At 52.3% G+C, this 20,662-nt stretch carries 20 protein-coding genes and 1 tRNA gene; 13 read left to right on the plus strand and 8 right to left on the minus strand.

Features of this window, described 5'->3' with window-relative positions; translation table 11 throughout:
• The 3 genes from AC06ND_RS03610 to AC06ND_RS03620 all read left to right on the plus strand — a co-directional run.
• The coding region (locus AC06ND_RS03610) for an outer membrane beta-barrel protein (RefSeq protein ID WP_475677627.1) at positions 1 to 2,998 on the plus strand (2,998 nt) is incomplete at its 5' end.
• Between the two features lie 120 nt (positions 2,999 to 3,118).
• Entirely contained in the window at positions 3,119 to 3,355 is a 237-nt protein-coding gene (locus tag AC06ND_RS03615; protein ID WP_475677628.1) for a hypothetical protein, read from the plus strand.
• A 13-nt stretch (positions 3,356 to 3,368) separates the two neighbouring features.
• On the plus strand, positions 3,369 to 4,307 hold the full coding sequence (locus tag AC06ND_RS03620; protein ID WP_475677629.1) for a MauE/DoxX family redox-associated membrane protein: 939 nt from the start codon (positions 3,369 to 3,371) through the stop codon (positions 4,305 to 4,307).
• Positions 4,308 to 4,310: 3 nt separating this feature from the next.
• Here the strand turns inward: AC06ND_RS03620 and lnt are convergent, their stop codons facing one another.
• A complete protein-coding gene (lnt, locus tag AC06ND_RS03625; RefSeq protein WP_475677630.1) occupies positions 4,311 to 5,933 on the minus strand; it encodes an apolipoprotein N-acyltransferase in 1,623 nt (540 codons plus the stop codon).
• 69 nt (positions 5,934 to 6,002) lie between these two features.
• On the opposite strand from lnt, the gene AC06ND_RS03630 reads away from it, so the two are divergent.
• The 5 genes from AC06ND_RS03630 to AC06ND_RS03650 are packed head-to-tail and all read left to right on the plus strand — an operon-like array spanning position 6,003 to position 10,474.
• Positions 6,003 to 6,644 (plus strand): LysE family translocator, encoded by a 642-nt coding sequence (locus tag AC06ND_RS03630; protein ID WP_475677631.1) that lies wholly within the window; start codon positions 6,003 to 6,005, stop codon positions 6,642 to 6,644.
• An 8-nt stretch (positions 6,645 to 6,652) separates the two neighbouring features.
• On the plus strand, positions 6,653 to 7,438 hold the full coding sequence (locus AC06ND_RS03635; protein WP_475677632.1) for a PASTA domain-containing protein: 786 nt from the start codon (positions 6,653 to 6,655) through the stop codon (positions 7,436 to 7,438).
• Between the two features lie 2 nt (positions 7,439 to 7,440).
• Entirely contained in the window at positions 7,441 to 8,550 is a 1,110-nt protein-coding gene (locus AC06ND_RS03640; RefSeq protein WP_475677633.1) for an RluA family pseudouridine synthase, read from the plus strand.
• Positions 8,547 to 9,005, plus strand: coding sequence for a pantetheine-phosphate adenylyltransferase (coaD, locus tag AC06ND_RS03645; RefSeq protein WP_475677634.1), 459 nt, complete (start codon positions 8,547 to 8,549; stop codon positions 9,003 to 9,005). The genes AC06ND_RS03640 and coaD overlap by 4 nt, the downstream gene beginning before the upstream one ends.
• Positions 9,002 to 10,474: a TlpA family protein disulfide reductase gene (locus AC06ND_RS03650; protein ID WP_475677635.1), complete on the plus strand. Its 1,473-nt coding sequence runs from the start codon at positions 9,002 to 9,004 to the stop codon at positions 10,472 to 10,474. The genes coaD and AC06ND_RS03650 overlap by 4 nt, the downstream gene beginning before the upstream one ends.
• Here the strand turns inward: AC06ND_RS03650 and ung are convergent.
• The gene (gene ung / locus AC06ND_RS03655) at positions 10,455 to 11,123 is read right to left on the minus strand and encodes a uracil-DNA glycosylase (RefSeq protein WP_475677636.1); all 669 of its coding nucleotides are present in this window, start codon (positions 11,121 to 11,123) and stop codon (positions 10,455 to 10,457) included. The genes AC06ND_RS03650 and ung overlap by 20 nt on opposite strands.
• Before the next feature lie 149 nt (positions 11,124 to 11,272).
• Positions 11,273 to 13,672 carry an endopeptidase La gene (lon, locus tag AC06ND_RS03660; RefSeq protein ID WP_475677637.1) on the minus strand — a complete coding sequence of 800 codons (2,400 nt, stop codon included), beginning with the start codon at positions 13,670 to 13,672 and terminating at the stop codon, positions 11,273 to 11,275.
• A 192-nt stretch (positions 13,673 to 13,864) separates the two neighbouring features.
• Here lon and AC06ND_RS03665 point away from each other — a divergent pair, with 192 nt between their 5' ends.
• The 4 genes from AC06ND_RS03665 to AC06ND_RS03680 all read left to right on the plus strand — a co-directional run bounded on the left by AC06ND_RS03665 (position 13,865) and on the right by AC06ND_RS03680 (position 16,630).
• Positions 13,865 to 14,140: an HU family DNA-binding protein gene (locus AC06ND_RS03665; RefSeq protein ID WP_475677638.1), complete on the plus strand. Its 276-nt coding sequence runs from the start codon at positions 13,865 to 13,867 to the stop codon at positions 14,138 to 14,140.
• A 206-nt stretch (positions 14,141 to 14,346) separates the two neighbouring features.
• A complete protein-coding gene (locus tag AC06ND_RS03670) occupies positions 14,347 to 15,909 on the plus strand; it encodes an Rne/Rng family ribonuclease (protein WP_475677639.1) in 1,563 nt (520 codons plus the stop codon).
• A 49-nt stretch (positions 15,910 to 15,958) separates the two neighbouring features.
• Positions 15,959 to 16,192, plus strand: coding sequence for a hypothetical protein (locus tag AC06ND_RS03675; RefSeq protein ID WP_475677640.1), 234 nt, complete (start codon positions 15,959 to 15,961; stop codon positions 16,190 to 16,192).
• A gap of 21 nt (positions 16,193 to 16,213) precedes the next feature.
• Positions 16,214 to 16,630, plus strand: a complete 417-nt coding sequence (locus tag AC06ND_RS03680; protein ID WP_475677641.1) for a TIGR03905 family TSCPD domain-containing protein — start codon at positions 16,214 to 16,216, stop codon at positions 16,628 to 16,630.
• A gap of 53 nt (positions 16,631 to 16,683) precedes the next feature.
• On the opposite strand, the gene alr is transcribed toward AC06ND_RS03680, so the two are convergent.
• The 3 genes from alr to AC06ND_RS03695 form a co-directional block, all read right to left on the minus strand.
• Entirely contained in the window at positions 16,684 to 17,790 is a 1,107-nt protein-coding gene (gene alr / locus AC06ND_RS03685) for an alanine racemase (RefSeq protein WP_475677642.1), read from the minus strand.
• Positions 17,791 to 17,802: 12 nt separating this feature from the next.
• The gene (locus AC06ND_RS03690) at positions 17,803 to 18,387 is read right to left on the minus strand and encodes a DJ-1 family glyoxalase III (protein WP_475677643.1); all 585 of its coding nucleotides are present in this window, start codon (positions 18,385 to 18,387) and stop codon (positions 17,803 to 17,805) included.
• A 13-nt stretch (positions 18,388 to 18,400) separates the two neighbouring features.
• Positions 18,401 to 18,471, minus strand: a tRNA-Gln gene (locus AC06ND_RS03695).
• 80 nt (positions 18,472 to 18,551) lie between these two features.
• Between AC06ND_RS03695 and AC06ND_RS03700 the strand changes: the two genes are divergently transcribed.
• Complete coding sequence (locus AC06ND_RS03700; RefSeq protein ID WP_475677644.1) at positions 18,552 to 19,850, plus strand: sodium:proton antiporter; 1,299 nt, start codon at positions 18,552 to 18,554, stop codon at positions 19,848 to 19,850.
• 89 nt (positions 19,851 to 19,939) lie between these two features.
• On the opposite strand, the gene AC06ND_RS03705 is transcribed toward AC06ND_RS03700, so the two are convergent.
• Entirely contained in the window at positions 19,940 to 20,395 is a 456-nt protein-coding gene (locus AC06ND_RS03705; RefSeq protein ID WP_475677645.1) for a nucleoside deaminase, read from the minus strand.
• 83 nt (positions 20,396 to 20,478) lie between these two features.
• Positions 20,479 to 20,649, minus strand: a complete 171-nt coding sequence (locus AC06ND_RS03710; protein WP_475677646.1) for a DUF362 domain-containing protein — start codon at positions 20,647 to 20,649, stop codon at positions 20,479 to 20,481.
• Positions 20,650 to 20,662 lie beyond the last annotated feature (13 nt).

Below are 20,662 nucleotides of genomic sequence, written 5' to 3' on the forward strand. Positions count from 1 at the left end.
CGAGAAGGGAGCAGCGACGATCGATGGCGTGAAGAAGGGTAACTATACCGTCAAGGCAGAGCTCCTCGGCTACAAGTCGTTCTCACAGGATGTCAAGGCAGAGGGACGTACCCTCGACCTCGGCAATGTGCAGATGGAGATAGATACCGAAGTTCTTGACGCTGCAAGCGTATCGGCGGTAGGTAACCCTATCGTCGTGAAGAAAGATACGGTCGAGTACAATGCCACCATGTTCCGTACTACCGATAGCGACATGCTCATCGACCTCCTCAAGAAGCTTCCTGGCATCGAGGTGGGTTCCGATGGCTCCGTGAAGGCAAACGGTAAGAATATTGACAAGATCACCATCGACGGTAAGACTTTCTTCCTCGATGACCCTCAGCTTGCTACCCAGAACCTTCCTGCAAAGCTCATCGAGAAGGTGAAGGTCGTAGAGAAGAAGTCTGACCAGGCAATTTTCACCGGCATCGACGACGGCGAGGAGGAGAATATCATCGACCTTACCGTGAAGCCAGGTATGATGAACGGTTGGTTCGGTAATCTCACTGCCGGCGGAGGATATGACATGACCGCAGAGGCTCTTACCGCAAAGGGTAAGACCACCAAGGATGGAGAGGCAGGTGATGCCGGTTGGGATCACGCGCGTTTCAGCCTCAACTCAATGGTCGGTAACTTCAAGGACAAAGGTCAGATTGCTCTCATCCTCAATGCCAACAATGCTAACCGTCAGGGCTTCGGCGGCGGTGGCGGCATGATGGGCGGCGGCATGATGGGTGGCGGCATGATGGGTGGCGCCGGCATGGGCGGTGGCGGTGGCCTCGGCCTGAGCGGCAGCGGAATCACCACCAGCTGGATGGCCGGTCTCAACGGTGCCTACAACTTCCTCGACGACGACATGGAGTTCGCAGGAGACTATGTATATAACGGTTCTACCAACTACCTCGAGAGCGACAACTACAGGGAGTCATACCAGACCAACGGAATGACAAACTACTCGAAGACAGTAGGTTCTAGGACAAACCTCAACCAGGGTCATCGTATCGGTCTCCGCATCGACTACGATATCACCAAGAACACTTCTATCCTCTTCGAGCCTCAGTTCAGCTTCAACTATGGCAACCAGAGCTCGAATACCAACGACATCACCAGGATGGCTGAGACAGGAACTCTCTTTGAAAATGCCAACTTCCTCAATCAGGGTTTCACTCTCGGTGACAGCAAGAACAACAGCTGGTCTACCAGCGGCCGCTTCCTCCTCCGTCAGAGGCTTGGCAAGCCAGGTCGTACGATGACCGTGAGCGCCCGTTACTCGTTCAGCCAGAACAACAGCGACGGTCTCAACCAGTCCCTCAACCAGACTCAGAATCCTGTCGATGCACAGTTCATGAATGCGGTTACCAACCAGTACTACCAGAACAAGAGCAATAGCTCTAGCGTTCGTTCTGAGGCAACCTATACTGAGCCACTCGCTACGGGTCTCTACCTCGAGACAAGCTACCAGTATAACTGGAGCAAGTCTCTCAGTAACAAGAATACCTTCGATATCGAGCACAATGCAGAGCTCTCTGACATGGAAGAGATCCGCAGGGACCTCATCGATGCAGGTGCAAGCTTCCTCGCAGACGTGAACAGATATATGTCAGACAGGTCATGGTATGACAGCCACTTCAACGCTGTATACTCTAACGACATTGTAAACCAGACCCAGACTCACCGTGCAGGTCTCCTCCTCCAGTACCAGAAGGAAGCTCTCCGTCTCCAGATCGGAGGTGCTTATCAGCCTACCATCACTGACAACACCACGACCGGAAGGGATCCATATCACAAGGTTGACCACAACTGGTCTCCACGTGCACGAATCGAGTATGAGTTCAATGACAACTCGAACTTCTTCATCAACTATAACGGTCGTTCGAGCCAGCCTTCTACCAGCCAGTTGCTCCCAGTCCCTGACAATAGCAACCCTCGTTCGGTAAGCTTCGGTAACCCTTACCTTACCTCTTCGTTCTCGCATAACCTCAATGGTAGGTTTGGTTACACCAACAGGTCAACCTTCTCTTCTATCAATGCTTTCGGTAACGCCAGCATGAACCAGAACGGCATCTCGAATGCGACCTGGACCGACAGCAAGGGTATCAACTACTCTATGCCTCTCAACGGTAAGCTCACCGGTTCTGCAAGCCTCGGTATGTTCTTGTATACTCCTATCGCGAAGTCTAACTTCTCGATCAACAACATGACAAATGTATCGTACAGCGCTTCCAAGTCTTATGTCGGCAGGGCAGACAAGACTCAGGCTCTCCTTGACAGATACTATAATGCTCAGACTGCAGACTTCAAGTACTCAGAGTTCTATAACGATTTCTTCGCCAAGGATGCAAAGGAGGATATCCTCGAGTACTTCGTGGACAATACCACCACATCACTCAACGTTATGGAGCGTCTCCAGTTCACTTATAGGAACGACTACATCGAGGCTAACCTTGGCGCTACTACCAACGTAAGCAAGCCTTGGTACTCTAAGGAGATGCAGAAGCAGCAGGCAGCTCAGTGGAGAAACAGCGCAACCGCATCGTTCCAGTGGAACACCATGTCAGGTTTCGGTCTCCAGACCAACCTCAACTATAACTGGTACGTAGGCTACACTACCAAGCAGCCTGATGAGTGGATCTGGAACGCACAGATTTCTCATACCCTCTTCAACAGGCAGGCAACCCTCACTCTCCTCGCTTATGATATCCTCGGAATGTCAAGGACCCTTACAGTCACTGACTCATCCAACTATCATCAGGAGTCACGCAGCAACACTCTCGGACGTTATGTGATGCTTACCTTCACCTGGCGTTTCGGTACCTTCGGTGGCCGTGGTGGTCGTGGAGGTTTCGGCGGTGGCCGTGGTGGTTTCGGCGGTGGCCGTGGCATGGGCGGCGGAATGCCTATGGGCGGTGGCCGTGGTATGGGCGGCGGAATGCCAATGGGCGGTGGACGTCCATTCTAAGGAAAGCGACCAAACGTTTAGTATATCGGCCAAAGTGCAAAGCATTTTGGCCGATTTCTTGCAACATAGGGCAGTATGTATTCATCTTTAATGCATAACTAACTAATTAAGTAGCAAGAAATGAAAAAGGTAATTGTAATTCTCGCATCTGCAGCACTTTTCTTCTGCTCATGCACAGGTGATGCTTGCAAGTGCACCACCAAGACCTTCAATAGTAAGGGTGAGGAGATAACTTCTGTGGTATCTACAACCAAGCTCTCTGAGGGCAAGAAATGCTCAGATCTTGAAAAGGCAGGTACACATGATCTCGGAGAACTTGGCAAGACCAAGGTAACTTGCAAGACAGTTTCGGAGTAATTTGAGGTACTTTTTGAGAATACTTCTGGGCGCAGTGTTCTGCGCTTCTGCAATATCGAAGCTCTTCTTCATGGAGAGCTTCGAATTGTATGTATTCTCCTTTCAACTGTTCAGTTTTGACCTTTGTTCCCTGGCGGCCAGGGTACTTGTCGCGGGCGAGCTGCTTCTCGGTCTCGGACTGATCAGCGGAATATGGCGCAGGACCATGAACTGGCTCTGTGCAGCCATGCTGGGCGTCTTTTCGCTCTTCCTGGCGTGGAGGACGCTCCTGGGCGACAGCGGCTCATGCCATTGCTTCGGAGACGTCCTGGACATGAACCCATGGCAGTCTCTGATAAAGAATGCCGTGCTCGCTGTCCTTCTCTATCTGGGCAGGGAAGCCCCGGAACGCGATCTGGCGCAGCTTATGTGCTCGTGGTTCCCTAAATTCCGAATTCGTGCATGTAGAATCATTACTGCATGCATACTTACCGCAGCGTCCTTCACGGTCGTGTTCGCTGTCTGTCCTCCAAGCTTCTACCATCGATGGGCCTCACATAGTCAGTATCTCTCTGAAGAGCAGTGGAGCGCATATTCCGATGAATATGGATATTCGGAGGGCAATCATATCGTGCTTTTCTTCAGCCCTCTCTGCGAGCATTGCCAGCACTGTGCTGCGAAGGTGAACACTATCCTTGAGAGGCATGCTGATCTCGACCTTTCCAGCATCCATGTCGTATTCATGGACCTCTACGACGATCCGGGTACGATGGATCGCGCGATCCCTTATTTCTATGAGCAGGCGGGAATCTCTGAACTGCCCCTCGACAGCCACAAGATAGGCTATGAGGACATGATTCCTATGACCGACGGAGTGCTTCCGCTGGTCTGTCTTTTCGAGGATGGAAAGCTGGTGAAGGAATATTCCTACAATACCCTCGACGAATCTGCGTTCGCGGATTTCGTACGCTGACCCTTATCGCCTTGTGATGAACCTCACTCCGAGAGAAAGGAAAAGGAGGAGGAAGAGGAAGGTGCTGATGCGGCCGATGATGTCGCCGTGGATCACGAACCAGGTATACTGGTCGTTCAGGTTGATACTTCCGCGCAGGGTCTGACGTTCCCACCAGTTGCTTTTCTCTATGATACGACCCTTCTGGTCGATGAAGCAGGAAATACCCGTATTCGCACATCTTGCTATGCTCCTTCGGGTCTCGATCGCGCGGAGGCTGGAGAAGCTGCAGTGCTGCTTGTAGCCCGGTGTGTTGCCCCACCATGCGTCGTTCGTGATCACTGCGAGTGCCTGTGCTCCCTTGTGCACGTAGCCTGTGCAGTACTCTCCGTATACGGACTCATAGCATATTGCGCAGCCGAGAGGGATCTCCTTTTGGCCGTCCTCTGAGTGATAGTTCAGCAACGAGATCTCAGGCTGACCAATGCAGTGCGCCATCACTCCGCCGAGTTTCTTGTCGACCTTGCTGAAGAACTTAGGGTAAGGCATGAGCTCAGTTCCGACCACGAGCTTGCTCTTGTGGAAGATGGATGTCTCGCCTGTGCAGTTCATCATCAGGGCCGAGTTGTGGGACTCATACCAGAGACCGTCAGTGCCGGTCTTGCGTGCTGTGTATGAAGGTGCATACCTTGACTCGATGTACTCCCAGCTTGACGCCCCGAAGAGGAAGTTGGCGTTCCTGTGGTCCTGGAGCATGGAGAGGTAGCTCTGCCAGCTCTTGCTGGTGGTTATGTCGTTGGTGATGATGTCGCTTGTGAAGGTCTCCGGAGCCAGGATTACGAGCGGCTCGGAACTCTCAGCTTCTCCGGATAGGGCCTCGTCGACCATGTCGATCAGTACCTGATTCTGACCGGCCTGGGTCATGGACTCGAACTTGGTGTATGGGTCGAAGTTCGGCTGTACGATGAGGAACTCGAGCGGATTCTCCTTCTCCTCGTAGCGGTTCCATATCACGGCCGACCAGATGAAAGGAGCGATGAACGCTGCCACGGTGCCGGAGATGGATGCGATCTTTGCAAGCGGATTCCATTTCACGAAGAACCTGCCGTCGGCGAGTGCGGACATCATGCCGAAGATGGACAGGTTGGTCGCCCATACCCAGAGCGAACCTCCGAGCGTGCCGGTGTACTCATACCACTGGATGCTGCGTATGCTGCGTGCGAACGCGTTTCCGAATACGAGCCATGGCCATGAGATCTGGGCTGTGGTGAAGTAGTACCTTTCCCATGCCATCCATGCGCACATGAGGAAGATGTATGGGAGTGCGCCCTTGTAGTGCTTCTTGCTGATGCGGAAGACTCCGAATACGACCGCCATCTGCAGGGCGTTCGCCGTGGCTGCGAAGATGCCTCCTCCTATGGTCGCGTTGCACACCCAGAAGGTGGTGATGAAGTTCCATACTGTGAAGCACAGGTAGTACTGCAGCCAGAAGAACTTCATCTTGTTGTCAGATGCTATCTTTTCGGCGCACAGCAACGGTACGAGGCCGAAAAGTGCGAAGAATCCGCAGTGTGGGATGAGGTAGGGAACTGACATGAGCACCGCCGTCAGGGCGAGCAATATCCATATAGTCGACTTCTTGTCCATCTTGCAAACGTATTTGCGCGAAGATACGAATTTTTATAGTAAATTTGTCCGATTTATACGCGTGCGCGAATGACTGTAATTGACATAGCAAAGGCTTTTGTGGTGGGAATATGCGTGTCGGTTCCTTTCGGACCGATCGCGATCCTGTCTATCCAGAACACCTTCAGCAAGGGAAGGAAGTCGGGTTTCGTTACGGGACTCGGCGCGACTGTCGTGGATACGACCTGGGCATTGGTGTCTGTTTTCTTTCTCGGTGTCGCAGAACAGCTGATGGATAGCCATACCACTCTGATTCAGCTATGCGGAGGGGCCATCCTGATCGGCATCGGTATATCGATGGGCATGTCGAATCCGTTCAAGAAACTTGACAAGACCCAGCAGTTGATAGATCATGTGTCTGCGAAGGACTTCATGAAGTCGGCGGCTATGGGCTTCTCGAATCCTGCGGCGGTCCTGATCATGTTCGCGATGGTCTCTGCCTTTGGCATCGATGTGTCTGCGGAGGACGGCTACAAGGTCATATTCGTGCTCCTCGCCATCGCAGGAGGCTCTGCGTCCTATTGGTTTACCTTCTCTGGTGTGTTCAGCAGGCTCAGGAAGGCAGTCAACCTCAAGGCCATACTCTGGATCAACAGACTTGCAGGTATAGCCGTCGTAGGATTCGGACTCTACTCGTTGGGACGTGGAATTATTAGCTTTATAAAACTCTAGGAAGAAATATGGGCGTAAAGGATATAGTTACTAACTGGATCGTCAGGAATCTCCTCGCAGCGGCAGCCCTTGTCGCCGTGATGCTCTTTCTTGCGATCGTTTCGCTAAAGTTCATCACCAAGCATGATCAGGTACTTACCGTTCCTGATTTCACCAATATGCAGGTCGCAGAGGCTCAGGCTCTCGCAGCGAGCTCTGGCGTGAGAGTGGAGGTCGCAGATTCGGTTTTCGTGAGGAGAATGGCGAAGGGCGCTGTCTACAGACAGGATCCTACTGCCGGTTCCGCAGTGAAGGAAGGCCGTAGAGTGCTGCTTGTGATCAATGCCGTGAATGCGAAGAAGGTGACGATGCCCAATGTCGTCGGCTGCTCTATGCGTCAGGCCAAGGCTGAGATTCTTTCCCGTGGCCTTCGTCTCGGCAATCTCATCTATGTGAACGACATGGCAACCAACAATGTCCTGAAGCAGCAGATCCGTGGAAGGGACGTGCGTCCTGGAACACAGATAGATAGCGAGACAGCAGTGGATCTCGTGGTCGGCCTCAGCAGCAACGACAATACTACCAGCGTCCCTAAGGTGATAGGACTAAAGTCTACTCCTGCAGTGGACGTCGTCCATGACTACTCTCTCAACGTGAAGAGGATGGTATATGACGACAGCGTTCTCAACTATGCTGATACACTCGACGCAGTTGTCTACAGACAGTCTCCGGAGACCAGCGATACTCCTACCCTCATGGGCAGCGAGATGACGCTCTACCTTACCGTGAACCCAGAAAGGATCCCTAAGAGATAGGCATGGCAGACAACAGATTCCTGGAATACGACGACGAGGCACTCGACGGCTTCGATTCGGCTGCAGTAGGTGACGAGGTTGCCTACGAGGACGAACAGCAGGAGATGTTCGAGCATTATCGCTTCGACATAGCCTCTGGTCAGGAGCCTATGAGGGTTGACAAATATCTTGCGACCCACATGGAATACACCTCCCGCCACAGGATACAACTCGCAATCAAGTCCGAATACATACGCGTTAACGACAAGATCGCAAAGGCGAACTGCATCATCCGCCCGGGCGATGTGGTGACCTTCGTCATGCCATATCAGAGGAGGGGATTGGAGATTCTTCCGGAAAACATCCCTCTCAACGTGGTCTATGAGGATGACGACGTGCTCGTCATAAACAAGCCTGCGGGAATGGTCGTCCACCCTGGCCATGGACATTTCAGCGGCACTCTCGTGAACGCTCTGGCTTTCCATCTTGGCATATCACAGGGTCCTGATGCTGAGGACGAGAGGATGGGCGTGCTCGTTCATCGTATCGACAAGGATACCTCGGGACTTCTCGTCGTCGCGAAGAATGAGGAATCACAGCTCAATCTCGCAAAGCAGTTCTTCGTACACAGCATTGACCGTCGCTACGTTGCAATCGTATGGGGCAATCTCAAGGATGATGAAGGTACTATCACCGGCAACATCGGTAGAGATCCTAACGACAGGATGAGATTCAAGGTGTTCCCTGATGGCGACTACGGCAAGCATGCCGTGACCCATTACAAGGTGCTTGAGCGCTTCGGCTTCGTGACCGTGGTGGAGTGTCGTCTCGAGACCGGACGTACCCACCAGATACGTGTGCATTTCAACTATATCGGCCACCCGCTCTTCAATGACGAACGCTACGACGGCGCCGAGATACGCAAGGGTACAATATACGCGAAGTATCGTCAGTTCATCGAGAACTGCTTCAAGCTCCTGCCGCGCCAGGCTCTGCATGCGAAACTGCTCGGTTTCGACCACCCTCACACGCATCAGCACATAGTGTTCGATTCGGAGCTTCCTGCCGATATGCAGGCCCTGATCGAGAAGTGGCGTGCATACGCAAGTAACATGAAAGAATTCGAGGAATGAAAAATACCGCTTTGTTCCCAGGATCATTTGATCCGTTTACCGCAGGTCATCTCAATATCCTGAAGAGGGCCTTGACCATGTTCGACGAAGTCGTGGTCGCAGTCGGTGTGAACCAGGATAAGAGAGGCTTCTTCACCAATGAGAAGAAACTCGAGATCATCAGTCAGGCTACGGCTGGCATGGAGAATGTCCGTGCCATCGCATACGATAATCTCACCATCGACACCTGCCGTGAACTCGGAATCAGGCACATCGTCCGTGGCGTGAGAAATATGATAGACTTCGAGAACGAGCGTGCGATCGCAGATGCGAACCGCAGGCTCGCTCCGGAGGTAGAGACCATCATCATCCCGACCGCGCAGGAGTTCGCACATATCTCCAGCACCGCGGTCAGGGACATCATCAAGCATAACGGGGACGCTTCAATGTTCCTTCCAGAAGGTGTAGAGCTATGAGAAGACTGTTCGCAACTCTCCTGATCCTTTTCTCTGCTGTCGAGGCGTTCGCTCAGGTCGACAGCCTGAAGATGGCCGCTCTGGGCTCGAAGCTCGATGAGTATGTCGAGGCCATCCATGCACAGCCTCTCGATGAGCAGGCCGTCGAGGTCGACTATATCATCGGCAGCTGCGAGGATCCGGTCTTGCGCGAATACATAGCTAACGATCTTTACCGCCGTTTCCATGATTCCAAGGTCATGGGCTCGGAGAATGTCGCGGTGCATATTTTCGACGAGTGGTTCGCGAAGGGGGGAATGAAGATGGCCAGCGACACTGACTATCTCACTGCGCAGATCTTTGCCGAGTTCAACCGCATGTCACTCATCGGGAAGCAGGCACCGTCTCTCGAGCTATACGACAGGGAAGGTAGCCGTGTCGTGATCGAGCCGGGCCGCAACGGAAGGGGCTCAGTGGTATATTTCTTTGATACGGACTGTCCGAAATGTAGCGTGGAGAGCACTCTGCTTCGTCCGATATTGGAGAAGGACGCTTATCCGGTGGACGTGTATCTTGTATGTACCACCAACGATAGGGAAAAGTGGGCAAAGTATACCTTCAAGCTTCCTGAGCTTAATCGTACGAGAGTGTTTGAGGTGCATGACGATGACCTCACCTTCGATTACCAGATGAAATACGGCGTCATCAAGACTCCTCTTCTCTTCCTCATCGACGAGGACGGTACCATCATCGGACGAAACCTCAATGCCGGGGCATTGGATCGTATGCTCTCAGACAGGTATATCGCTCCGGAGCTCGAGTATGGTCATGATGATTCGATGGAGTTCTATGATACGGTGTTCTCTGTATATGATGAACTCACCGCGGAGGATTTCATGGTCGTTGCCGACCATATCGAGAATCGTACTCTCGGCGAGAGAAGCGATACGACCATGTACCGTCAGATGATGGGAGACCTGCTCTATTATGTGACCAACCGTAGGGACGAAGGTATCAAGAATGCCATCCTTGACTTCACGAATTCGAAGATCCTTTCTCGTAAGGACATCTGGAGAAGCGATGACGATGCTCTCAAGATTGTGACACTCGCAGAGTTCCTGCAGAGTCTCGCGCAGAAGGCGGCGATAGGTGAGAGGGTTCCGGATGTCACTCTCAAGGGAGAGCTTCGCAGCCGTTGGCACAAGGATGGACGTACTTGCACCCGCAAGATCAGGAACTTCCGTGCGCAGGAGAATATCATTCTTTTCTATGTAGATGGTTGCAAGGACTGCGCTGCCGAGAAGGCTGCCGTTGAGGGCTACCTCGCCAAAAACAAGAAGACCAGGATATTCCTGGTCAACATGCAGTCGGCTATCGATGCCAACCCTGATCTTGTCGAGTCTTTCGACCTTTCTGCGTCACCTTTCCTGATTGCTTACGACTTCAGGGGCATCGTGACGAGAAAGTACTTTACAATTGCCAATCAATAGGAGTCTTGCCTTCGGCAGTGAGCATCTCGTTCGCTTTCGAGAAGTGGCGGCACCCGAAGAACGCGCCTCTGGCGAGCGGTGACGGATGTGCTGCGGTGAGGACATGGTGTCTGCTTGAATCTATCAGCGCGGCTTTCGTCCTCGCAAAATTGCCCCAGAGCATGAATACTGTGCCTTCCGTGTTGTCGGATAGATATCTGATCACCGCATCCGTGAACTCTTCCCACCCTATTCTGCTGTGAGAAGCAGCTTTGTTGGCTTCGACCGTGAGTATGGCGTTGAGCATCAGGACTCCCTGCTTAGCCCAGTTCTCCAGGTTAGGACGTCCGCTCATGCGTATGCCCAGGTCGGTCTCGATTTCCTTGAAGATGTTCTTCAGGGATGGGGGAGCCGGTACTCCGTCAGGAACGGAAAAGGATAGGCCCATAGCCTGGCCGGGGTTGTGGTAAGGATCCTGTCCGAGGATCACTACCTTGACCTGGCTGAGCGGAGTGAGGTCGAAGGCGCGGAAAATCTGGCTTCCTGGAGGGTAGATTGTCTTGCCTGCACCCTTCTCGGCGTGCAGGAACCTTACTAGATTCTCGAAGTACGGCTTTTCGAATTCTTCTGCCAGCGCTGCCTTCCAGCTGCTTTCGATCTTAACGTTCATTTGATGTTTTTACTCCTGCCGGTACTGGTAGTAAGTGAAATTGTCCTGCTCTGCAGGACCCCTTCCTTTCGCTTCGCGAAATTCCCTCCCTCTTATGTTGCCGAGGGTGGCACAAATTTCTTTACTACCAGTACCGGCAGGTCTCATTGTTAGAAAATGAAGGAGATGACGTCGTCTATGTTCTTCACATAGTGGAAGTCAAGGCCCTTTACGTAGATTTCCTGGATGTCCTCGACGTCCTTGCGGTTCTCCTCGGAGATTACGATGGTGTGGACTCCGGAGCGTTTCGCTGCGAGGATCTTCTCCTTGATGCCGCCCACTGGAAGAACCCTTCCGCGGAGTGTCATCTCGCCGGTCATCGCGATACCGCTCTTGATCTTCTCGCCCCTGAAGGCAGATACCATCGAGCTCACCATGGTTATTCCGGCAGACGGTCCGTCCTTTGGAACCGCACCTTCCGGAACATGGACATGGATGTCCTTCGCCGAGAAGTCCTCGTAAGAGAGGCCGGTCATCTCAGGATGTGCCTTTATATATTGGTACGCGATGGTCGCTGACTCCTTCATCACGTCGCCGAGGTTTCCGGTCATGGTGAGGGCGCCCTTGCCTTTGCTTACGCTGCTCTCCACGAAGAGAATCTCTCCTCCCATCTCTGTCCATGCGAGGCCGGTGACGACACCAGGGGCCTCGTTGCCCTTCTGGAGGTCATGGGAGTTGGTAGGCAGGCCAAGATATTCCTTGAGGTGCTCCTTCTTGATGCTTACTGGATGCTCCTCCTCGAGGGCGATCTTCTTTGCGGTCACGCGTGCAATCTTCGCGATCTGCTTCTCGAGGCCACGTACTCCGGACTCGTGGGTGTACTTGTCTACGATCTCGTTGAGGGTGGTCTTGTCTATCTTGAGCTGGCTCTTGTCGAGTCCATGCTCCTTTATCTGCTTAGGGATGAGGTAGCTCTTCGCGATCTCCACCTTCTCCTCAGCGAGGTAGCCACTCACGTTGATCATCTCCATCCTGTCCTTGAGAGCAGGCTGGATGGTCGAAGTTGTGTTCGCAGTGGTGATGAAGAGCACGTTCGACAGGTCGTAGTCGATGTCGAGGTAGTTGTCATGGAACGCGGTGTTCTGCTCAGGGTCGAGGGCTTCGAGAAGAGCAGATGAAGGATCGCCCTTGAAGTCGCTGCTGATCTTGTCGATCTCGTCGAGAACGATGACGGGGTTGGAGGTTCCTGCACGGTTGATACCGTTGAGGATGCGGCCAGGGAGTGCACCTACGTAGGTCTTCCTGTGTCCACGGATCTCCGATTCGTCATGGGTTCCGCCGAGTGCGATCCTGACATACTTTCTGCCGAGCGCACGCGCAATGCTCTTGCCGAGGCTGGTCTTGCCGACGCCCGGAGGGCCATAGAGGCAGAGGATAGGGGATTTCATGTCACCCTTGAGCTTGAGTACGGCAAGGTACTCGATGATTCTCTCCTTGACTTTCTCGAGGCCGAAGTGATCCTCGTCGAGGACCTTCTGGGCGTTCTTGAGGTCGAGGTTGTCCTCGGAAATCTGTCCCCATGGGAGGTCGAGCATGAACTGTATGTAGTTGTACTGGATGCTGTAGTCCGGAGAGCTTGGGTTGTATCTCTCGAGCTTGGCCATCTCCTTCTCGAAGATTTCCTGTACGGCAGGTGACCAGAGCTTCTCCTCGGCTCTTGCGCGGAAGCGGTCGAAGTCCTCCATCTCGTCCATTCCGAGCTCTTCCTGGATGGTCTTGAGCTGGTTGTTGAGGTAGTATTCCCTCTGCTGCTGGTCGATCTCGGTCTTGACCTTTGCGTTGATGTCCTGCTTGATCTTGAGGAGCTCGATCTGGGTGTCGAGGCAGCGCAGGAGCCTCATGGCCCTTGCCGGGATGTTGTCAAAGCCGAGAAGCTCGACCTTGTCCATGTAGTTCTCCACCTCGATGGTGGTGGCGATGAAGTTCACGAGGAACTCGAAATCGTCAATGCTCCTGAGCGCGGCCTGGGTCTCCTTAGGTGCGAAGGCTCCCATCTTCATGATGGTGAGGGCCTTGTCCTTGAGTGAATCGGATATGACCTTTATCTTGGTAGGGTCTGCTCCTTCCATCGTGTCGTCGAGGTAGCTGACGCGGCCGAGCATGTATGGCTCGTACTCGACGATCTGCTCGAGTTGGAAACGTCTGATGCCCTGGAGTATGGCAGTGACAGTTCCGTCAGGCATCTCGAGGGTCTTCATGACTCTGGCGACGGTGCCGTGGGTGAAGAGGTCTCCGATCTTCGGATCCTCTACTGACAGGTCGTTCTGTGGCACGGCTCCGAGGAAGAGGTTGTGCTTCTCCGCATCCTCGATGAGCCTGAGCGACTTTTCCCTGCCTATGGTAATAGGGTAAATGCTGCCAGGGAACAGGACTGCGTTCCTCAGTGCCAGGATTGGCAGAGAGTCTGGCAGTTCCGAAACGTCCACCTTAGGTAATCCTTCCCCCTGCATCACCGGAATGATGCTCACTTCTGCGCCTGGCTGGGCAAATATCTCATTGAAATCTCTCATAATTCTAGGTTTACTGACAAAATGGCAGACCTTCCCCTGGAAGACCTGCGATAATTATATAAGGTCAATCTCCGTGCCATTCCAAATATAGACTGATTTTTAATTATTTATTTTGCATTTCAAAAACTTTGGCGTACTTTTGCAGGGTTATACCCTTTATTGACAAAACATTAGAAAAATATATAAGGAATTATGACTAAAGCAGATATTGTCAGCGCGGTAGCAGCGGCTACCGGTATTGAGAAGATCACAGTTCAGACTGTCGTAGAGTCATTCATGGAGACAGTCAAGGGATCGCTTGCAGAGGGAGAGCCAGTTTACCTCCGTGGTTTCGGTAGCTTCATCATCAAGCACAGAGCAGAGAAGGCAGCTCGCAACATCACCAGGAATACCACCATCACCATTCCTGAGCATGACATCCCAGCTTTCAAGCCAGCGAAGACTTTCGTGGCAGAGATCAAGAAGTAAGAAAACATTTTTAAAACCTTAATATTATGCCAAACGGAAAAAAGCACAAAAGGCATAAAATGGCTACGCACAAGCGTAAGAAGCGCCTTCGTAAGAATAGACACAAGAAGAGAAAGTAATCTTGCAGTGTCTGCCATTTTAGCAGATTGCTAAGTTGAAAGGCTGGCCTGGTTTTGGTCGGCCTTTTGTTTTGCCAAATAGTTCCTATGGAGTCTGAATCAGTAAAAGATCTGATCGTTGACGTAGAGTCAACCGAAGTGTCGATTGCGCTGATGGAGAACCATCGCCTGATCGAGCTCAACAAGGAGTCCAGCCAGGGACACAGATTCTGCCTCGGAGATGTATATCTCGGAAAGGTCAAGAAACTGCTTCCATCCCTGAACGCTGCCTTTGTCGATATCGGAGACGAAAAGGAGGCATTTGTACATTATCTCGACCTGGGACTGTATTTCAATGCTTACGACGAGTTCGTGAAGCGTATCAATCCCAACACTGACCACAAGGGCATGTACTCCCACATCAAGTTGGAGTCACCTCTGCCAAAGGAGGGCAAGATCGAAAACGTCCTCAGCGTAGGTCAGATGATACTCGTACAGATCGTCAAGGAACCGATTTCGACTAAAGGTTCGAGACTGACTGCGGAAATTTCATTGGCAGGACGCAATATTGTACTGCTCCCTTTCGCAAACAAGGTGAGCGTATCCCAGAAGATCTCCTCGAAGGAGGAGAAGAGAAGACTTGAGCTGCTAGTCAAGAACATTCTTCCACGAAACTATGGTGCCATCATCCGCACTGCTGCGGAGGGCAAGAGCTCGGAGATCCTCGATGCGGAGCTCCTCTCTTTGGTCAAGAAGTGGGAAGATTCATGGCGTAAGCTCGCGAGATCCAAGGCAGTCCAGCTGCTCTTTACTGAGTACAGCAAAGCCACTGTCGTACTTCGCGACCTGCTGAACGACTCATTCAGCAACATCTATGTGAACGATGAGAACACATACGAGGAGGTGCGCAAGTACGTTTCACTCATCTCCCCTGAACAGGAGAAGATAGTGAAGCTCTACAAGGAAAAGACTCCGATCTTTGACCATTTCGAGGTCACCAGACAGATCAAGAGTTCCTTCGGAAAGGTGGTGCCTATCAAACAGGGGGCATATCTTGTGATCGAGCACACGGAAGCATTGCACGTAGTTGACGTGAACAGCGGTACCCGCTCGAAGAACAAGGAGCAGGAACAGAACACCTACGACGTCAACTGTTACGCTGCAGAAGAGATTGCACGCCAGATGAGGCTGCGAGACATGGGAGGTATCGTGATCGTCGATTTCATCGATATGGAGACGAACGAGCACAGGAATAACCTCTTCAAGTACATGCAGGAGCTCATGGCGACCGACAGGGCAAAGCACAACGTGCTGCCTCTTACCAAGTTCGGTCTTATGCAGATCACCCGACAGAGGGTGCGTCCGGCGACCGAGATCAACACCCAGGAAGTGTGTCCGGTATGTAACGGAACAGGTAAGATTTCTTCGAGCGTCGTGATCGACGAGACCATCGAGCGCAAGCTCTCTGGACTTGTGTCAGAAAACGCAGACAGGTCTCTCACTCTAAAGGTTAGTCCGATACTCGGTGCTTACCTGAAGAAGGGATTGTTCAATTCCATCTATGCAAAGTGGAAGAAGAAGTACAAATGCGGACTAAAGATCGTGGAAGTCACTGACTTCACAGTCCTGCAGAATGAATTTTATGATGAAAATGGAGCCAAGCTTGATTAGCTTGGCTTCTTTTTTGTATATTTGTCGGCTGTGTTTTTACAGGTAGACAATGGCAAAGAAAAAGAAGACAGGCGTCGCGGTTGATCCCGAGTATCTCCGCAAGCAGAAGGCGGCACTTGTTCGCAAGAACCGTCAGGTCCTCTATTTCAACGACAGCGAGCTCGCTGCCATCTCTGCGTACTGTGACAAGTTCAAGGTCCGTTCGAAGTCTTCTCTACTCAGGGAGATAGTGATGGAGAAGATAATTTCGGAACTTGAGGACAACCACCCAACATTGTTTTAATTTTTTAACGATTATATCCCTATGGAAAGAAGAGATTTCCTCATTAAGTCAGGTATCGCCGCTGCAGCCGTTGCTGTTGCACCTAAGACCCTCCTCGCCAGTGAGTCTGCAGAATACAGCCTCGCAGTACCTCAGGGCGCGGTGAACGATTACAAGGTAACCAAGGACGAGACCAAGAACGGTATCCGCACCGTTGTTGCGACTCCTTCAGCAAAGGTTTGCTCAAAGCAGGTTGACATCGAAATCGATACCAAGAGCAAGACCATCGTAAGCTGCAAGTTCACTGGCGGTTGCCCAGGTAATGCTGTCGGCCTTTGCTCTCTCATCAAGGGTATGAAGGTCTCAGACGTAATCTCTAGGCTCAAGGGCACTCCTTGCGCAAAGCGCGGTACCTCTTGCCCTGATCAGCTTGCAATGATCCTTGCGTCACTCAAGTAAGACCCTGGCTCATCAAAGAAGAAATTGCGACCTCGGAAGGGGTCGCAATTTTTTTACTTCAATACCACTCTCTCGATTCTTCGAGGAACAGATGTAAGTATCTCGTAAGGTATGGTTCCTAGGATTTCTGCGAGTTCGTTTACGCTCGGGTCCTTTCCGAAGATTGTGACGGTGTCTCCGACCTCGGCGTGGACGCCGGTAATGTCAAGCATGCACATGTCCATGCAGATGTTTCCTATGGTAGGAACCCTATGGCCGTTCAGCAAGAAAGAGCAGTTTCCTCGTCCGAGATGGCGGTCGAGGCCGTCAGCGTAACCCACCGGGATGGTGGCTATGGTCGTGCCTTCCTCAGAAATTTTGCCCCATCGTCCGTATCCTATGCTGCCCTGGCCAGGCTGGAGATGCTTTATCTGGAGAATCTTGCATTTGAACGACGCGACCGGAGCGAGCTTGACTCCCGGAACGGCGCTGACACCGTATATGCCGATGCCGAGCCTGACCATGTCGAACTGATATTCGGTGAACCTCTCGATACCGGCGGAGTTGAGCACGTGGTACATCGGCTTGTATCCGAGACTTCCGCTGATTTTGTCTGCGTTCTCCTGGAACATCCTTATCTGTGCGAGAGTGTATTCATCCTCCTGAGGGTCGTCGGCGACCGAAAGGTGGGTGTAGATGGACTTCACTCGCACGTAAGGGCAATATTTGAGGTAGTCGAGCAGTTCACCTATCTCTTCTGTCATGAAGCCAAGGCGGTGCATGCCCGTGTCAAGCTTGATGTGGATGGGGAAGTTCTTGATTCTCCTCACCCTGAGCAGATCGATGAGCGCCTTGAGGGTGTAGAGGTTCGGAATTCCGGGCTCAAGCTGGTAGTCGATTATCTCTTTGAAGAAGTCAGTTCCGGATGTGAGCACAAGTATAGGTGTCATGATGCCGCCCTTGCGCAGCTCCACGCCCTCGATAGGGAGTGCCACTGCGAGGTAGTCGGCACCTTCGTCTCTCATCATCTTGGCGAACTCCAATGCGCCGTGGCCATAGGCATTTGCCTTCACGAGCACAAGCATCTTGGTCGAAGGGAAAAGCTTCGACCTGAAGTACCTGTAGTTTTCACGGCAATTGGGGAGATTCAACTCCAACCTTGAGAAATCGTTGTTCTCCATCCTGGATCTTTGCTAGAGCATTATCGCAGCTGCGATCTTGTCTGCTGTCTGACGGTCCTTGAGGTAGGTCACGATCTCGAGGCCGAATGCTACCGCATGTCCTGCACCGCTGGCGGTGATTACTCTGCCGTCGGTGATGACGCCCGTCTTTCTATAAATGGCTCCTGCAGCTGGGATAGGTGCTTCCATTCCAGCATAGCAAGTCATTTCCTTTCCGGCAAGCGTGCCTTCCTTCATTTTCGATGCAAGTACAAGTGCCGGTGCCGCGCAGATCGCCGCCACAGCGCCACCCTCTGCATAATGAGCGTTCATGAGCTTCATGAGCACTTCGTTTGCCGCGAGGTTGCTTGAGCCAGGCATTCCGCCAGGGAAGATCATTATGTCCTCGGCGCTGGTGCCTTCAGTCTCGACGACGTGAAGGAACTCGCTGAAGTTGAGTTCTGCGAGCATCGGTACCTTGTGTGAGCTGGTGACGAAGTTGTCATCGTTGAGGCATACTGTCTTGACCGGTACGCCTGCCCTTACGAGCATGTCATAAGGTGCGAGAGCCTCGGTTTCTTCGAAACCGTCAGCCAGAAAGATATAGACTCCTTTCATAAGAAAAATGCTGTTGAGATACCAGGATTCGAACCTGGACTAGAGGAACCAAAATCCCATGTGCTACCTTTACACCATATCTCAATTCCGTTGACAAAGATAGTTAAACTTTCGTTGAAAGAAAAAGTTTGTTAAATTCGCGGCCGTAATATAAAATGACAACTATGGCAGATGTACAATTCTGGACGATCATCCCGTTCATCATCATGCTCCTGGTCATTGCAGTGGCTCCTCTCACTGTAGAGAAGTTCTGGGAAAGCAATCTCCACAAGCTGTATGTGACGCTTGCAATCGCCGTTCCAACCGCGATCCTGCTCGTATGCATTGGTCTCGGTGAGAATCTCGTTCATCAGATTCTCTTCGACTATGTACCATTCATAATCCTGCTTCTCGCGCTTTTCGTCGTGACCGGAGGTATCAACATCCGTGGTGATATCGCGGCTACTCCAGTGGTGAATACGGTAATCCTCGGCGTAGGATTCCTTCTCGCATCCATCATCGGTACTACCGGAGCTGCAATGCTCCTTATCCGTCCCCTTCTCGAGATCAACCAGCAGAGGACAAGGAAGGTCCACACGGTGCTCTTCTTCATTGCGCTCGTCGCCAACTGCGGTGGTATCCTTACCCCGCTCGGAGATCCACCTCTCTTCCTTCTCTACCTCAGGGGCGCACCATTCACCTGGTTCTCAAGCCTCGTGCCTCAGTGGGCTACCGCAGGCGTGATCCTCCTCGTGCTCTACAACATCGTCGATACCCTCCAGTATAAGAAGGAGCCTATCCATGCAATCGCAAAGGATAACGCGGAGACTACTCCTATCACCATGAGCGGTGGAATCAACTTCATCTACATCATGCTCATCGTGGCGTCTGTGATCTTCCTCAACGAGGGCTTCATTCCTGTCATGGGTGAGCACGATTGCCCTATCTACATCAAGTTCCTCAGGGAATATGCGCTCATTGCGATCATTCTCCTCTCTCTCCACACTACGAAGAAGGAAGTACGTGAGCTCAACAAGTTCTCATGGGAGCCTATCCTCGAGGTCGCAATCCTCTTCGTGGGTATCTTCACCACCATGACCCCAGCACTGATCTACCTCAATGCAAATGCCGCGTCTCTCGGTCTCGACCAGCCATGGCAGTTCCTCTACTGCACAGGTGTGCTCAGCTCGTTCCTCGACAATGCTCCTACAGCCGTAGCCTTCCATACGGTGGCTTCAGGTCTTCCTATTGCGGAGGGTACTGACGTCGTGGCAGGCATCTCAGAGTCCATCCTCGAGGCAATCTCTGTCGGCGCTGTATTCTTCGGTGCGATGACCTACATCGGCAACGGTCCTAACTTCATGGTCAAGTCCATCGCCGAGCAGAGCGGAGTGAAGATGCCGGACTTCTTCGGTTACATCCTGAAGTTCTCCCTCATCGTACTCCTCCCAGTGTACGTGATAGTACAGCTTCTCTTCGTATAATCGACTGACTGTCAATAATATCATATACGGACGGCTCCCCCGGAAGAGGGAGCCGTCCGTATGCTATTATGCTGATTATAAGGTTTTTACTATCTCTTTGCTCTGAAGAACTCCGTGACTATAGCAGAACATTCGTCAGCGAGAACACCGCTGGCGACTTCTGTTTTAGGGTGCATCAGAGAAGGGGAGAAACGCGTGTAGCCGCGCTTGGGGTCCGATGCTCCGTATACGACCCTTCCGACCTGACACCATGCTATCGCGCCGGCGCACATGGGGCATGGCTCCACGGTGACATAGAGGGTGCAGTCGGTGAGATACTTTCCTCCGAGTGCGCTTGTCGCGGCGGTGATGGCGAGCATCTCGGCGTGGGCGGTAGGGTCATGGAGGCACTCCGTCATGTTGTGTCCCCTTGCTATGACCTCGCCTTCTTCCCTGGTTCCTGGCCCATGGCATACGAGTACGGCGCCGATGGGCACCTCGTCCTCCTCTGCTGCGGCCATAGCCTCAGCGAGCGCTTCGCGCATGTATCTTTCGTCAAGTGTCATAGCTGTCTGTTTTCCGCAAATGTAACAAAAAAAGAGACCGATTGAAATCTCAACCGGTCTCCTGTTATTTCTTCCGCTCTGGATTATTCTGCTGGAGAAATTGCGCCCATTGGGCAAACGCTTGCGCAAGTACCGCAGTCTACGCATGCATCAGCGTCGATGCAATAGATGTCACCTTCCTTGATTGCACCCTGAGGGCACTCGCCTGCACATGTTCCACATGCTACGCAGTCATCTGAAATCTTGTAAGCCATAATTCTTTATTGT

This window comes from Candidatus Cryptobacteroides sp. (assembly GCF_056207615.1).

Coding starts and splice junctions, on each gene's coding strand:
- lon (WP_475677637.1), bottom strand. CDS start 13,672: ATGAGAGATTTCAATGAGATATTTGCCCAGCCAGGCGCAGAAGTGAGC.
- AC06ND_RS03640 (WP_475677633.1), top strand. CDS start 7,441: ATGGCAGACAACAGATTCCTGGAATACGACGACGAGGCACTCGACGGC.
- AC06ND_RS03635 (WP_475677632.1), top strand. CDS start 6,653: ATGGGCGTAAAGGATATAGTTACTAACTGGATCGTCAGGAATCTCCTC.
- ung (WP_475677636.1), bottom strand. CDS start 11,123: ATGAACGTTAAGATCGAAAGCAGCTGGAAGGCAGCGCTGGCAGAAGAA.
- AC06ND_RS03650 (WP_475677635.1), top strand. CDS start 9,002: ATGAGAAGACTGTTCGCAACTCTCCTGATCCTTTTCTCTGCTGTCGAG.
- AC06ND_RS03700 (WP_475677644.1), top strand. CDS start 18,552: ATGGCAGATGTACAATTCTGGACGATCATCCCGTTCATCATCATGCTC.
- AC06ND_RS03615 (WP_475677628.1), top strand. CDS start 3,119: ATGAAAAAGGTAATTGTAATTCTCGCATCTGCAGCACTTTTCTTCTGC.
- AC06ND_RS03675 (WP_475677640.1), top strand. CDS start 15,959: ATGGCAAAGAAAAAGAAGACAGGCGTCGCGGTTGATCCCGAGTATCTC.
- alr (WP_475677642.1), bottom strand. CDS start 17,790: ATGGAGAACAACGATTTCTCAAGGTTGGAGTTGAATCTCCCCAATTGC.
- AC06ND_RS03680 (WP_475677641.1), top strand. CDS start 16,214: ATGGAAAGAAGAGATTTCCTCATTAAGTCAGGTATCGCCGCTGCAGCC.
- lnt (WP_475677630.1), bottom strand. CDS start 5,933: ATGGACAAGAAGTCGACTATATGGATATTGCTCGCCCTGACGGCGGTG.
- coaD (WP_475677634.1), top strand. CDS start 8,547: ATGAAAAATACCGCTTTGTTCCCAGGATCATTTGATCCGTTTACCGCA.
- AC06ND_RS03630 (WP_475677631.1), top strand. CDS start 6,003: ATGACTGTAATTGACATAGCAAAGGCTTTTGTGGTGGGAATATGCGTG.
- AC06ND_RS03665 (WP_475677638.1), top strand. CDS start 13,865: ATGACTAAAGCAGATATTGTCAGCGCGGTAGCAGCGGCTACCGGTATT.
- AC06ND_RS03710 (WP_475677646.1), bottom strand. CDS start 20,649: ATGGCTTACAAGATTTCAGATGACTGCGTAGCATGTGGAACATGTGCA.
- AC06ND_RS03705 (WP_475677645.1), bottom strand. CDS start 20,395: ATGACACTTGACGAAAGATACATGCGCGAAGCGCTCGCTGAGGCTATG.
- AC06ND_RS03690 (WP_475677643.1), bottom strand. CDS start 18,387: ATGAAAGGAGTCTATATCTTTCTGGCTGACGGTTTCGAAGAAACCGAG.
- AC06ND_RS03670 (WP_475677639.1), top strand. CDS start 14,347: ATGGAGTCTGAATCAGTAAAAGATCTGATCGTTGACGTAGAGTCAACC.